We start from the raw sequence: 13,057 nt of genomic DNA, 5'->3' as shown, positions 1-13,057 counted from the left end.
ACTGACGACACGGGAAGTTACCCGTAGGTAGTATTCGGCCATGCCTTATCTCGAGCGCGACGGTGACGTCTTCATCCTGTACCTCGGCAACGCAGGTCAGACCGACAGCGAGAACCGCTTCCACCCCGACTGGATCGACGCCGTGCACGCCCGCCTCGACGAGGTCGAGGCCCACGAGGGTCCCGCGGCGTTGGTCACCACCGCCACCGGCAAGTTCTTCACCAACGGTCTCGACACCGACTGGCTGTTCGGGAACCTCGACAAGGCGCACTGGTACCTGGACCGGGTGCACACCGTGTTCGCGCGGCTGCTCGAGTTCCCGATGACCACGGTCGCGGCCGTGCAGGGCCACGCCTTCGGCGCCGGCGCCATGCTCGCCACCTCCCACGACCAGCGGGTGATGCGCTCGGACCGCGGCTTCTACTGCCTGCCCGAGGCAAACCTGAACATGGGCTTCACGATCGGCATGAACTCGCTGATGACCACGCAGCTGCCGCGCGCGACCGCGGTGGAGGCCATGACCAGCGCCCGCCGCTACGGCGGACCCGACGCGGTCGCCGGCGGCATCGTCCACGAGGCGGTCGAGGGCGACGGCGTCCTGGCGGCAGCGGTGGCCCGGGCCGCGGCGTCGACCAACGTCCGCGGGGACAACCTGGGGCGCATCAAGGCCGGCATCCACGCACCGATCCTCACCGCGCTCGCCGTTCCGACCGACGCCGGCAACCTCAAGCTCGGCTGAGCCGTCCGGCCCGCCCGAGTCGTCGGCGCGGCGTGGCGGCGGAGAGTGAGAGACTGACCGTGTGAACTCGGAAGTGGACGATGCGATCGCCTCGGCGAAGACCGACCTGATCGCGCTGTCGCATTCGATCCACGCGGACCCGGAGCTCGCGTTCGAGGAGCACCGCAGTGCCGCGAAGACCGCGGAGTTGCTCGCCCAGCACGGTTTCGAGGTCGAGTCCGGGGTCGCGGGGCTGCCGACCGCCTTCAGCGCCAGTTTCGGCAGCGGCGAGCTGGTGATCGGGATCTGTGCCGAGTACGACGCGCTGCCGGAGATCGGACATGCCTGCGGGCACAACATCATCGCCGCGTCCGCGGTCGGTGCGGGCCTGGCGCTCGCACCGCTCGCGGACCGGCTCGGCATCACCGTGCGAGTGCTCGGCACCCCGGCCGAGGAGAGCGGTGGTGGGAAGGTGCTGATGCTCGAGCGGGGCGTGTTCGACCCGCTCGGGGCGGCGATGATGGTCCATCCCGGACCGGAGGACATCGCCGGCGCCACCTCCCTGGCCATGGCCGATCTCGCCGTCACCTTCAGCGGTCGTGAGTCGCACGCCTCGGCCGCTCCGGAACTGGGCCGCAACGCGGCCGACGCCGCGACGGTCGCCCAGGTGGGCGTCGGGCTGCTCCGCCAGCACCTCTATGCGGGCCAGCAGTTGCACGGCATCGTCAGCGACGGCGGCATCGCGCCGAACATCGTGCCCGCCCACGTGGAGATGCTCTACTACTTGCGGGCCCGCAGCGTCGAGTCGCTGGGCAACCTCAGCGAGCGGGTGCTGGCCTGCTTTGCCGCGGGGGCGCTCGCGGCGGGCTGTACGCACGAGATCCGCACCGTCTCACCGGACTACGCCGAGCTGGTGCCGGACCCCTGGATGGTGCAGGCCTACCGTGAACTGATCGAGGAGATGGGGCGCAGTCCGCTGGCCCCGATGTGGGAAGGGCTGCGTCCGTTGGGAAGTACCGACATGGGAAACGTGACACACGTGCTGCCGGGCATTCACCCGGTGATCGGCCTCGAGTCCGGCGGCGCCGCCACCCACCAGCCTGCCTTCGCGGCGGCCTGCGTGACGGCGTCCGCGGACCTGGCCGTCCTGGACGGCGCACGGGCACTGGCCGGGACCGCCGTCGCGGTGGCCTCGGACCCGGCGCAGCGACAGCGACTGCTCGAGGGCGTCGAGCGTCGCCGGGCGGGCCGACAGTGAGCGAGTGGCTCGACCGGTGGGTCGCCGAACACGAGACCGACCTGTCGCTGTGGCGCAGGCACATTCATGCCAACCCGGAACTCGCGCGCCGCGAGTTCGCGACCACGGAGTTCGTCGCCACGCGACTGCTCGCGGCCGGGCTGGCACCGCAGGTGCTGCCCGGCGGCACCGGGCTGACCTGTGACCTGGGTCCGGAGACCGGTCCGCGGATCGCGCTGCGCGCGGACATGGACGCGCTGCCCATGCAGGAGGACACCGGACTGCCGTTCGCGTCCGCGGTGCCCGGCGTCTCGCACGCGTGCGGTCACGACGCGCACACCACCATCCTGCTGGGGGCCGGCCTCGCGCTGGCGCAGGCGCCGGAACTGCCGGTGGGGGTGCGGCTGGTGTTCCAGCCCGCCGAGGAGGTGATGCCGGGCGGCGCGCTCGACGTCATCGCCGCGGGCGCCATGGACGGCGTCTCCAGAATCTTTGCGCTGCACTGCGACCCGCGTCTCGAGGCGGGCAAGGTGGGGGTGCGGCTCGGTGCGATCACCTCGGCCGCGGACACGGTCGAGCTGGTGCTGGACTCGCCGGGCGGACACACCTCCCGGCCGCACCTGACCACCGACCTGGTGTACGCCCTGGGCACGGTCATCACCGGCCTGCCGGGCCTGCTGAGCCGGCGGATCGACCCGCGCACCGGCACCGTGATGGTGTGGGGCGCGGTGAGCGCGGGGCAGGCGCCGAACGCCATCCCGCGGTCGGGCCGGTTGGTCGGCACCGTGCGCACCGGCGACCACGAGACGTGGGCGCTGCTCGAGCCGATGGTCCGGGAGATCGTGGACGGGCTGCTCGCGCCGACCGGCGTGCGGTACGAGCTGAACTACCGCCGCGGGGTGCCGCCGGTGGTCAACGACGTGGTGTCCACGCGGATGGTCGAGCAGGCGGTCGCCACGCTCGGCCCCGACGCGCTCTCGGACACCCCGCAGTCCGGCGGCGGCGAGGACTTCTCCTGGTACCTCGAGGAGGTGCCGGGCGCGATGGCGCGGCTCGGTGTCTGGTCCGGGGTCGGTGACTGCCTCGACATCCACCAGCCGACCTTCGACCTGGACGAGCGCGCGCTCGCGGTCGGGGTCCGGGTGCTGGCGAATCTGGTGCTGGCCGACGCCGGGTAGGCGGGGCGGGCGGGGCAGACGGGCGGGCCGGCGGCCGGTCGGGGCGGGGCGTCAGCCGGAGAAGCCGGGCGTGCCGGGCCCGACGTTGCGGCTGTTGCGGGTGCGCAGGTCGCGGACGTAGTCGGCGGGGGCGCCCGCGATCTCCGCGGCGTCGGCCATCACACCCAGGTAGCGGGCCGAGGGCAGTCCGCCCTCGTAGGCGTCCAGCACGTAGAGCCAGGCGAGTACCGGTTCGCCGCCGGTGTCGACGCGCAGCCGGATCTTGCGGTGCATCCCGAACTCGGAGCCCTCCCACCGGTCGAGGCTGGCCTCGTCCTCGTCGGGGACGTCGTAGAGCACCACGAAGACCTTGGAGTCGGCGTCCTCGACGACGGTCGCGAGGGCGCCCTCCCACCCGATGTCGCCGCCGCTGAAGGTCAGCCGCCACCCGTGCAGCCAGCCCGTTCCCGCCATCGGCGAGTGCGGGCAGCGTTCGAGCATCTGTTCCGGATGCATGTTGGATCCGTAGGCGGCATAGATCGGCACGACAAAAGCCTAAACCGTCGGATCACCGCCGCGAACCGGACATGGCGGTTTCGTGTGTGCGGCCCCACTCGAACGTGGGCCAGCGTGCGCGGGCGATGCCCGGTGCAATAGCGTGGACTCACCGAAAAAGTGTGTGATGTGCTGCCGAAACATGGAGGACAGATGACCCGGATCGTGATCATTGGTGGCGGGCCGGCCGGCTACGAGGCTGCGTTGGTGGCCGCGCAGCACGGGGCCGGTGTGACGCTGATCGACTCGGACGGACTCGGTGGCGCCTGCGTGCTGTGGGACTGCGTGCCGTCGAAGACCTTCATCGCGTCCACCGGCGTGCGCACCGACATGCGCAAGGCCACCGACCTCGGCATCACCCTCGACATCACCCAGGCGACGATCTCGCTGCCCCAGATCAACTCGCGGGTCAAGTCCCTGGCCCAGGCCCAGTCCTCGGACATCCGGGACCGGCTCCGGACCGTGGGGGTGGAACTGCTCGCCGGCACGGCGGAGATCGTCGACTCGGTGATCGGGATGGCAGCACACCAGGTCAAGGCCACTCTCGCGGACGGCAGCGAGCGACTCTTCGACGCCGAGGTGGTGCTCATCGCCACCGGCGCCTCGCCGCGGGTGCTGCCCGGCGCGCAGCCCGACGGCGAGCGGATCCTAAACTGGCGTCAGCTCTACGACCTCGAGGCGCTGCCCGAGCACCTGGTGGTGGTCGGTTCCGGCGTCACGGGCGCCGAGTTCGTCTCCGCGTACACCGAGATGGGCGTGCACGTCACGATGGTCTCGAGTCGTGACCGGGTGCTGCCGCACGAGGACGAGGACGCGGCGCTCGTGCTCGAGGAGGCACTCTCCGAGCGGGGTGTGACGCTGGTCAAGCATGCTCGCGCGGACGTCGTCGAGCGGACCGCGGACGGCGTCGTGGTGCGACTGTCCGACGGGCGCACCGTCGAGGGCAGCCATGCGCTGATGACGGTCGGGTCGACGCCGAACACCTCCGGGCTCGGGCTCGAGAAGGTGGGCATCGAACTGGACCGCGGCGGATACCTGCGGGTCGACCGGGTCTCACGCACCACGGTGTCCGGGATCTACGCGGCTGGCGACTGCACCGGCCTGCTGCCGCTGGCCTCGGTCGCGGCCATGCAGGGGCGCATCGCGATGTACCACGCGCTCGGCGAGGGCGTGACGCCGATCAAGCTCAAGACGGTGGCGTCGGCGGTGTTCACCCGGCCGGAGATCGCGACGGTCGGTGTCAGTCAGGCCGCCATCGACGCCGGTGAGGTGCCCGCGCGAACGGTGATGCTGCCGCTGAACACCAACCCGCGCGCCAAGATGTCGGGTCTGCGTCGCGGTTTCGTGAAGATCTTCTGCCGCCCGGCCACCGGTGTGGTGATCGGCGGCGTGGTGGTCGCTCCCACCGCCTCCGAGCTGATCCTCCCGCTGACGATCGCGGTGCAGCACAACCTGTCGGTCAACGACCTGGCGCAGACGTTCTCGGTGTACCCGTCGCTGGCGGGGTCGATCACCGAGGCCGCGCGCCAGTTGATGCGCCACGACGACCTCGACTGAGCTCCGAGCGGGACTCCACAAGAGCAATTTGTCTCAAGATATGAGAATTTGTATTCACATGGTGGATATCGCTGTGGAATAGTGGCGGGGTGGCCGGCACGACCGGCCCCTCGCCGCCCCCGCCCCGCAGATCCGGGACGACCAGGTGTTCCTGCCTTGTCCGTGCTGTCTGCCCCCGGGAGTTCCCATGTCGCTCTTGCTCGCCCGACGAATGCGCGCACTGCGCAGTTCCGCCATCCGTGACCTGCTCACCGTGACCGCGCGTCCCGACGTGATCAGCCTTGCCGGAGGCCTTCCGGACCCGGAACTCGTTCCGCGGGAACGGATCCGCGAGTCGGCCGACCGTGCGCTGAGCACCTCGGAGTCGGTGCAGTACACCGAGACCGCGGGCTGGTTCGGGCTGCGCGAGGTGGTGGCCGACCGGGAGAGCGTGGCCCGGCCGACCGCGGTGGACCCGCAGCGGGTGGTGATCACCCACGGTTCGCAGCAGGCGCTGAGCCTGTTGGCGCAGGTTCTGCTCGACCCCGGCGCCACCGTCGTGGTCGAGGAGCCGGCCTACACCGGCGCGTTGCAGGTGTTCCGGACGGCGGAGGCGAGGGTCCTGACCGTGCCGTTGGACGCGGACGGGATGTGCACCGATCGCCTCGAAGAGCTGCTGGCGTCGGGGGAGCGGCCGGTGCTCGTGCACACGGTGAGCAACTTCCACAATCCGCGTGGGGTGACCCTGTCCTCGGTCCGCCGTGGCCGGCTCGCCGCACTGGCCGAGCGTTACGGCTTCTGGGTGATCGAGGACGACCCGTACGGCGAGATCTGGTTTGGCGGACCGCCGCCGGAACCTGTTGCCGCGCATTCGGAACGGGTGATCCGGTTGTCGAGTGTGTCGAAGGTCCTGGCGCCGTCGTTGCGGGTCGGCTGGCTGTGCGCACCGGCCGAGATCTGCGCGGCGGTGGAACTGGTGAAGCAGGGCGCCGACCTGTGCGGCTCGAGCCTGACCCAGCAGGTCGCGGCGGAACTGCTGGCCGACGGGCCGTGGCTGGCCGCGCACCTGACGAGGATCCGGGCCGAGTACGGGCTCCGGGCGACCGCCCTGGCCGACGCGGTGGCCGCGCGATTCGGGGACACGGTCGACGCGACCGCCGTCGGCGGCGGGATGTTCAGCTGGCTGGTGTTCCGGGACGGCACCGACACCGGCCGGCTGCTGGCCGCCGCGGTCGAACGCCAGGTCGCCTTCGTGCCGGGCTCCGCGTTCGCGGTCGACGACGGCCACCGGCACAGCCTCCGCCTGTGTTTCACGACGAACGGCCCGGAAACGCTGCGTGAGGCCGTCGCCCGGTTGGGTGACGCGCACGAAGCGCTGACCTGACGCCCGGCGTCGCGAGCGCGCGCCGGAGGGGGCGGTGGGCGGCGGCCGGGGCTGAGAAACACCATGCGACACCGAACTCGAAAGGTACGACGCGCCGAATCCGTACCGAATCCGCGTTTTGTACGTACTCGGCGTGTCGTACCTTTTCGGATTCGATCAGTCTGTTGCTCTCGGGCTCTCGGGCTCTCGGGCTCTCGGGCTCTCGGGCTCTCGGGTCCCGCGTCGGTGCGGGGCCCCGGCCGGGACCTGATCCGAAGCCCGAACCTGTCGGTGCCCGCTCCTACGATCCCGACATGAAGTCGATGACGGCGACATTCGGGCAGGCACGAGCGGAACGGCGAGACCTGGTCTCGCGGGTGGCCTACGGGGGTCAGCGGATCACGATCACCAGGAACGGGACTCCGGCGGCGGCCCTGGTGTCCATCGAGGATCTCCGGGTGCTCGAGACGATGACCGCGGACGGCGGGCAGGCGACGGCACCCGCGGACCCGGACAAGTCCGTCACGATGCGAGCGAGCCTGCAGGAGGTCTGGGACTCCGTCACGCGGTACTGGCCGGCCGCGAGGTGGTGGCCCGGCTTCGAACTGAACGGGGCCTACGAGCAGGTGAGGATGCCGTGGGATTCCCGTCCGGGGGTCGTCCTGGAGTTCGTCCCGGGCGAGACGGTCCTGATGGTCTGGGGTTGGCGTGACGACTCGGTCGGCCCACGCATCGAGGTTCGCTTCGACTTCGAGGTGGTCGGTCCGGCCGGGGACGCCGACGAAGCCGGGGGCTCCGTCGAAATCGGGTGCGCCGACGAAATCGGGTGTGCACAGGAATCCGGGGACGCCGGCACCGATGAGCGGGTCACGGTGCGGACCACACAGACGGGGCCGGGGCCGGCCGCGGACTACTGGCGCGAGCGACTGCAGACGTGGCGGGCGGAGGTCGAGCGCACCGCCGGGCCTGATCTGGCCCGCCCCCGCCCGGCACAGGCGCCGGCCGTCGTCAGTCGACCCAGTCGTAGGTGCGCTCGACCGCCTTGTTCCACTCCCGGTACAGGCGATCGCGTTCGGCGTCCGGCATCGCGGGTGTCCAGGTCTGCCCGACCTCCCAGTTGTTGCGGATGTCGTCCTCCCCGGACCAGAAGCCCACCGCCAACCCGGCCGCGTAGGCGGCGCCGAGCGCGGTGGTCTCGTTCACCACCGGCCGGATCACCGGGACGTCGAGGATGTCCGACTGGAACTGCATCAGCGTCTGGTTGAGCACCATGCCGCCGTCCACCTTGAGTTCGGTCAGCGCCACCCCGGAGTCCGCGACGCAGGCCTCGATCACCTCGCGGGTCTGGAACGCGGTGGCCTCGAGCGCGGCCCGCGCGAGGTGCCCCTTGTTGACGAAGCGGGTGAGCCCCACGATCGCACCGCGCGCGTCGGGTCGCCAGCGCGGGGCGAACAACCCGGAGAAGGCCGGCACGAAGTAGGCGCCGCCGTTGTCCGGAACCGTGGTCGCCAGCACCTCGACCTCCTTGGCGGAGTTGATGATTCCGAGGTTGTCGCGCAGCCACTGCACCAGCGACCCGGTGACCGCCACCGAGCCCTCCAGGGCGTACACGGCCGGCGCCGCGCCGATTCGGTAGCAGAGCGTGGTCAGCAGGCCGTGCTCGCTGAACACCGGTGTGGTGCCGGTGTTGAGCAGCAGGAAGTTGCCGGTGCCGTACGTGTTCTTGGCCTCGCCCGGGCGCAGGCAGGCCTGCCCGAACATCGCGGCCTGCTGATCGCCCAGGATTCCCGCGATGGGTACGCCCGCGAGGATCCCGCGCGGGCGGACCTCGCCGTACTTCTCGGAGGAGCTGTGGATCTGCGGCAGCATCGAGGTCGGGATCCGGAGGTCGGCGCAGATCTGCTCGTCCCACGACAGGGTCCGCAGGTCCATCAGCATGGTGCGCGAGGCGTTGGTCACGTCGGTGATGTGCAGCCCGCCGTCGATGCCGCCGGTGAGGTTCCACAGGATCCAGCTGTCCATGGTGCCGAAGCAGAGTTCGCCGGCCTCGGCGCGCTCGCGCACGCCCTCGACGTTGTCGAGGATCCAGCGGACCTTCGGTCCGGAGAAGTAGGTCGACAGCGGCAGCCCGACGGTGGGGCGGTAGCGGTCCACGCCGACGTCGCCGGCGAGTTCGGTACACAGTTCGTCGGTGCGGGTGTCCTGCCAGACGATGGCGTTGTACACGGGTTTTCCGGTGTTCCGGTCCCAGACGACGGTGGTCTCGCGCTGGTTGGTGATGCCCACCGCGGCGATGTCGTGGCGGGTCAGGTCCTTCTTGGAGAGGGCGGCCGCCGTCACCTCCCGGACGGCCTGCCAGATCTCCGTCGGGTCGTGTTCGACCCAGCCGGCGCGCGGGAAGATCTGCTGGTGTTCCTGCTGGGCCGAGGTGACCACCCGGCCTGCGTGATCGAAGATCATGCAGCGGCTCGAGGTGGTGCCCTGGTCGATGGCGGCGACATACACGGCTCGAAACTACTAGCCTGGGTCCGATATCCGCCGTCAACACACAGGAGCCCGCGTTGAGCACACAGCCGGGAACACAGTTTCTCAGTCCGAGTCAGCGTCAGGAGGCCTGGGACCGGCTCGGATCCGAGCAGTTCGACGTCGTCGTGGTCGGCGGTGGGGTGGTCGGCGCAGGCGTGGCACTCGACGCCGCCACCCGCGGCCTCCGCGTGGCGCTGGTCGAGGCCCGCGACTTCGCGTCCGGGACGTCGTCCCGGTCGTCGAAGATGTTCCACGGCGGCCTGCGTTATCTCGAGCAGCTCGAGTTCGGCCTGGTGCGAGAGGCGTTGCGCGAGCGCGAGCTGTCGTTGACGACGCTGGCCCCGCACCTGGTCAAGCCGCTCGAGTTCCTGTTCCCCCTCACCCATCGGGTGTGGGAGCGGCCCTACATCGCGGCCGGCATCTTCCTGTACGACCAGATGGGCGGCGCCAAGTCGGTACCCGCCCAGAAGCACCTGACCCGATCCGGTGCGCTGCGAATGTCGCCCGGGCTCAAGCGTTCCGCGTTGATCGGCGGTATCCGCTACTTCGACACCGTGGTCGACGACGCCCGGCACACCATGACGGTGGCCCGGACGGCGGCGCACTACGGCGCGGTGGTCCGCACCTCCACGCAGGTGGTCGGCTTCCTCCGTGAGGCGGACCGGGTTTCCGGTGTGCGGGTACGGGATTCGGAGAACGGGCAGGCCACCGAGGTGCGCGGCCACGTGGTGGTCAACGCCACCGGCGTGTGGACCGACGAGATCCAGGCGCTGTCGAACCAGCGCGGGCGGTTCCGGGTGCGGGCGAGCAAGGGTGTGCACATCGTGGTGCCCCGCGACCGGGTGGTCAGCGAGGCGGCGATCATCCTGCGCACCGAGAAGTCGGTGCTGTTCGTGATCCCGTGGGGTGGGCACTGGATCATCGGCACCACCGACACCGACTGGAACCTCGACCTCGCGCATCCGGCCGCCACGAAGGCGGACATCGACTACATCCTCGGCCAGGTGAACAAGGTGCTGGTCACCCCGCTCACCCACGACGACATCGACGGTGTGTACGCCGGGCTGCGACCGCTGCTGGCGGGGGAGAGCGACGAGACCTCGAAGCTCTCGCGTGAGCACGCGGTGGCACGGGTGGCGCCGGGCCTGGTGGCCATCGCGGGCGGCAAGTACACCACCTACCGGGTGATGGCCGAGGACGCCGTCGACCTGGCCGCCGAGGACGTCCCGGCGCGGGTGGCCTCCTCGATCACCGAGAAGGTGCCGCTGGTCGGCGCGGACGGCTACTTCGCACTGGTGAACCAGACCGTGCAGGTCGGCGAGCAGTACGGGCTGCACCCGTACCGGGTCAAGCACCTGCTCGACCGCTACGGCTCGCTGATCCACGAGGTGCTGGGGCTCGCGGAGGAGGCGCCCGAACTGCTGGCGCCCATCACCGATGCGCCCGACTACCTCCAGGTGGAGGCCGTGTACGCGGCGGCCGCGGAGGGGGCGCTGCATCTCGAGGACATCCTGGCGCGGCGCACCCGCATCTCGATCGAGTACCCGCACCGCGGCGTGAACTGCGCCGAGCAGGTCGCCAACCTGGTGGCGCCGGTGCTGGGCTGGGACGAGGCGACCGTGGACCGGGAGGTCGAGACGTACCGGGCGCGGGTGGAGGCGGAGGTGCATTCTCAGGCCCAGCCCGACGACACGTCGGCGGACGCGCTGCGGGCGGCGGCCCCCGAGGCGCGCGCGGAGATTCTCGAGCCGGTGCGGTCCGCGGCGCAGCCCGGAGACTAGATCGTCCGGACTGTCAGTGGGTCAGCAGCAGCTTGACGGCGACGACGACCATGGCGATCAGGGCCAGCCCGATGGAGGCGGCCAGGGTGCCCCGGTTGGGTCGTTCGCCGCGCAGCCGCGTGATGATGTAGGTGATGCCGGCGATGCGGGTGACGACCCAGATCTCGGCGAGCATCAGTGCGGTACGCAGGTCGATCCATCCCAACGCGCCGAGTCCCACCAGCGCGGCGGGGATCACGGCGGAGGTGAGGACCGGCACCGAGTCGCGCAGCTCGGCCAGGCGTTCCATCTTCGTCAGCGGTCGCCCGGAGCGGGTGCTGCGCCCGACGGACTCGGCGAAGGCGTGCGCGATGAAGGTCGACAGCCCGGTGCCGATGATGGTCAGCCCCGCGTGCACCACGCTGGTGTTGTGCAGTGGCACGAGTGCGGCCAGGATCAGCACGTTGCCGTAGACGTATGCGCTGACTCGGCTGGCGTAGTCCTCGGCGGACAGGGGCTTGCGCGGCATGCGTTACAGCTTGGCATGTTCCAGCTCGGGGCACGCGCACAGCCCGGGTCGGCACGGCCCGTCAGTGCGTGCGCACGACGCTTCGGGGCGCCGAGCGGGCGAGGTGGCCGGAGATCGCCATGACGAGCAGGGCGACGACGGCGAGGGGTGCGGTGAACATCTCGAGCCTTCCCGTGCGGGAGTTTCCCGGACCGGTTCCACCCTGCCGCCTCCACCCGTGACGCACATCGGCGTCAGGTGTGAACTCGCTGAGAATGCGGTGGTCCGTAAGTCGGAGGCCGCGTCATCCCTGAGACGTACGCGCACCCGCAGCCGCGACGCCGGCGGTCAGGGTGCGGATGCACCGGACGGCGATGTCCGCGGGGCTCGGTCCGGACTCCTCGCCCGTTGCGGTGTCGCCGGTCCCGGCCCAGGTCTGGACGGCCAGGCGCATCGCGGTGTTGCCCGCCACCGCGAGCAGTCGGACCTCGAGCGGGTCCGCGCCGGGGCCGAGTCGCTCGCCGAGCACCGACACCAGCGCCTCCTCGGTGTCGTGCACCACCCGGAACCACACCGACTCGAGGGCCGGGTCGCCCGGCACGGCGCGCAGCAGCGCGCGGGTCAGGCGCAGCGCGTCCGCGCCGAACCGGTCGGTGCGGGTCAGGGTGCGACGGGCGGACGACTCGAGTGCCGCGACGGCGGGGAGCTCGCGGGGAGCGGCCGCCAGGTCGGCGATCCAGCCGCTGACGCCGCCGGTGAGCAGCGGCGTGACCGCCTCCTCCTTCGTGCGGAAGTAGCGGTAGAACGTGCGCAGGCCGATGCCCGCAGCGGCCGCGATCTCGTCCGCGGTGACCGCCGCGGTGCCTCGCTCGGCGAACAGTTCGGCGGCGCAGCGGGCGATCTCCAGCTGGGTCTGGGCCTTGCGCCGCTCGGTGAGTGAGCGGGGGACTTGCGCCGTGGGGTCCGCCATGCGCACCATCATGGCACGTTGTGCCATCTTGGCGTAGCTTGCAGTCAAGGGCATGTTGACCACACGAGAAGGAGTGCAGGACATGAATCGTTTCGAAGGCCGCAAGGTGCTGATCACCGGTGCCGGCTCGGGCATCGGGCAGGCGACGGTCGCCCGGATCCTCGCCGAGGGCGGCATCGTCGCCGCCGCGGACGTGTCCGAGGACGGGCTGGCCCTCACCCGTCAGCGCGCCGAGGAGGCGGGCGTGGCGGACCGGCTGAGCACGGTCGTCGTCGACATCTCCGACGAGAACTCGGTGCAGGACGCGATCGGCGGCGCGATCGCCGAGCTCGGTGGCCTGCAGGTGCTCGTCAACGCCGCCGGCATCCTGCGGTCCTCGCACACCGCGGAGACCACGCTCGAGTTCTGGAACAAGGTCATCGGGGTCAATCTCACCGGTACCTTCCTGGTCACGCGGCAGGCGCTGCCCGCGCTGCTCGAGTCCGGCAAGGGCGTGGTGGTGAACTTCAGCTCCACCTCCGCGTCCTTCGCACACCCGTACATGGCGGCCTACGCGGCCACCAAGGGCGGCATCCGGTCCTTCACCCACGCCATCGCCCTCGAGTACGCCAAGCAGGGTCTGCGCGCGGTCGCCGTGGAGCCCGGCTCCATCGCCTCGGGCATGACCAGCAACCCGGGATTCCCGGAGGAGGGCGTCGACCCGAGCCTGATCGGCAAGCTGTACCCG

General features: G+C 70.7%; 11 protein-coding genes and 2 pseudogenes. 8 read left to right on the top strand and 5 right to left on the bottom strand.

What is annotated here, in order from left to right; genetic code table 11:
• Nucleotides 1-40: 40 nt before the first annotated feature.
• The 3 genes from AC1DWC_RS12175 to AC1DWC_RS12165 all read left to right on the top strand — a co-directional run bounded on the left by AC1DWC_RS12175 (nucleotide 41) and on the right by AC1DWC_RS12165 (nucleotide 3,133).
• Nucleotides 41-739, top strand: coding sequence for an enoyl-CoA hydratase-related protein (locus AC1DWC_RS12175; RefSeq protein ID WP_072843686.1), 699 nt, complete (start codon nucleotides 41-43; stop codon nucleotides 737-739).
• A gap of 61 nt (nucleotides 740-800) precedes the next feature.
• A complete protein-coding gene (locus tag AC1DWC_RS12170) occupies nucleotides 801-1,976 on the top strand; it encodes a M20 family metallopeptidase (RefSeq protein ID WP_072843685.1) in 1,176 nt (391 codons plus the stop codon).
• Nucleotides 1,973-3,133, top strand: coding sequence for a M20 family metallopeptidase (locus AC1DWC_RS12165; RefSeq protein ID WP_072843684.1), 1,161 nt, complete (start codon nucleotides 1,973-1,975; stop codon nucleotides 3,131-3,133). The genes AC1DWC_RS12170 and AC1DWC_RS12165 overlap by 4 nt, the downstream gene beginning before the upstream one ends.
• A gap of 51 nt (nucleotides 3,134-3,184) precedes the next feature.
• On the opposite strand, the gene AC1DWC_RS12160 is transcribed toward AC1DWC_RS12165, so the two are convergent.
• Nucleotides 3,185-3,658, bottom strand: a complete 474-nt coding sequence (locus tag AC1DWC_RS12160) for a gamma-glutamylcyclotransferase family protein (RefSeq protein WP_072843683.1) — start codon at nucleotides 3,656-3,658, stop codon at nucleotides 3,185-3,187.
• A 162-nt stretch (nucleotides 3,659-3,820) separates the two neighbouring features.
• Between AC1DWC_RS12160 and AC1DWC_RS12155 the strand changes: the two genes are divergently transcribed.
• From AC1DWC_RS12155 to AC1DWC_RS12145, 3 genes and pseudogenes are all read left to right on the top strand, one after another.
• On the top strand, nucleotides 3,821-5,224 hold the full coding sequence (locus AC1DWC_RS12155) for an NAD(P)H-quinone dehydrogenase (RefSeq protein WP_477908343.1): 1,404 nt from the start codon (nucleotides 3,821-3,823) through the stop codon (nucleotides 5,222-5,224).
• A gap of 187 nt (nucleotides 5,225-5,411) precedes the next feature.
• The gene (locus AC1DWC_RS12150) at nucleotides 5,412-6,587 is read left to right on the top strand and encodes an aminotransferase-like domain-containing protein (protein WP_477908341.1); all 1,176 of its coding nucleotides are present in this window, start codon (nucleotides 5,412-5,414) and stop codon (nucleotides 6,585-6,587) included.
• 293 nt (nucleotides 6,588-6,880) lie between these two features.
• Nucleotides 6,881-6,988: pseudogene (locus tag AC1DWC_RS12145) on the top strand (type II toxin-antitoxin system prevent-host-death family antitoxin); the annotation flags it as partial.
• On the opposite strand, the gene AC1DWC_RS12140 reads toward AC1DWC_RS12145, so the two are convergent.
• Nucleotides 6,958-7,092, bottom strand: a complete 135-nt coding sequence (locus AC1DWC_RS12140; protein ID WP_477908437.1) for a hypothetical protein — start codon at nucleotides 7,090-7,092, stop codon at nucleotides 6,958-6,960. The pseudogene AC1DWC_RS12145 and the gene AC1DWC_RS12140 overlap by 31 nt on opposite strands.
• A gap of 482 nt (nucleotides 7,093-7,574) precedes the next feature.
• Nucleotides 7,575-9,071, bottom strand: a complete 1,497-nt coding sequence (gene glpK, locus AC1DWC_RS12135) for a glycerol kinase GlpK (protein WP_477908339.1) — start codon at nucleotides 9,069-9,071, stop codon at nucleotides 7,575-7,577.
• A gap of 56 nt (nucleotides 9,072-9,127) precedes the next feature.
• Between glpK and glpD the strand changes: the two genes are divergently transcribed.
• Nucleotides 9,128-10,873, top strand: a complete 1,746-nt coding sequence (gene glpD, locus AC1DWC_RS12130; RefSeq protein ID WP_477908337.1) for a glycerol-3-phosphate dehydrogenase — start codon at nucleotides 9,128-9,130, stop codon at nucleotides 10,871-10,873.
• 13 nt (nucleotides 10,874-10,886) lie between these two features.
• Here glpD and AC1DWC_RS12125 read toward each other — a convergent pair whose 3' ends face one another.
• Both AC1DWC_RS12125 and AC1DWC_RS12120 read right to left on the bottom strand, forming a co-directional pair.
• Complete coding sequence (locus tag AC1DWC_RS12125; RefSeq protein ID WP_477841560.1) at nucleotides 10,887-11,381, bottom strand: hypothetical protein; 495 nt, start codon at nucleotides 11,379-11,381, stop codon at nucleotides 10,887-10,889.
• A 283-nt stretch (nucleotides 11,382-11,664) separates the two neighbouring features.
• Nucleotides 11,665-12,357 carry a TetR family transcriptional regulator gene (locus tag AC1DWC_RS12120; RefSeq protein WP_477908335.1) on the bottom strand — a complete coding sequence of 231 codons (693 nt, stop codon included), beginning with the start codon at nucleotides 12,355-12,357 and terminating at the stop codon, nucleotides 11,665-11,667.
• Between the two features lie 55 nt (nucleotides 12,358-12,412).
• On the opposite strand from AC1DWC_RS12120, the pseudogene AC1DWC_RS12115 reads away from it, so the two are divergent.
• Nucleotides 12,413-13,057, top strand: a pseudogene (locus AC1DWC_RS12115) (SDR family NAD(P)-dependent oxidoreductase); the annotation flags it as partial.

The sequence above is a fragment of the Rhodococcus sp. P4_C10 genome (genome assembly GCF_056402135.1).
Note: the sequence above shows the minus strand (reverse complement) of the source record. Positions and strands in the feature narration are given on the sequence as shown.

Coding starts and splice junctions, on each gene's coding strand:
- AC1DWC_RS12150 (WP_477908341.1), top strand. CDS start 5,412: ATGTCGCTCTTGCTCGCCCGACGAATGCGCGCACTGCGCAGTTCCGCC.
- AC1DWC_RS12120 (WP_477908335.1), bottom strand. CDS start 12,357: ATGGCACAACGTGCCATGATGGTGCGCATGGCGGACCCCACGGCGCAA.
- AC1DWC_RS12125 (WP_477841560.1), bottom strand. CDS start 11,381: ATGCCGCGCAAGCCCCTGTCCGCCGAGGACTACGCCAGCCGAGTCAGC.
- AC1DWC_RS12175 (WP_072843686.1), top strand. CDS start 41: ATGCCTTATCTCGAGCGCGACGGTGACGTCTTCATCCTGTACCTCGGC.
- AC1DWC_RS12155 (WP_477908343.1), top strand. CDS start 3,821: ATGACCCGGATCGTGATCATTGGTGGCGGGCCGGCCGGCTACGAGGCT.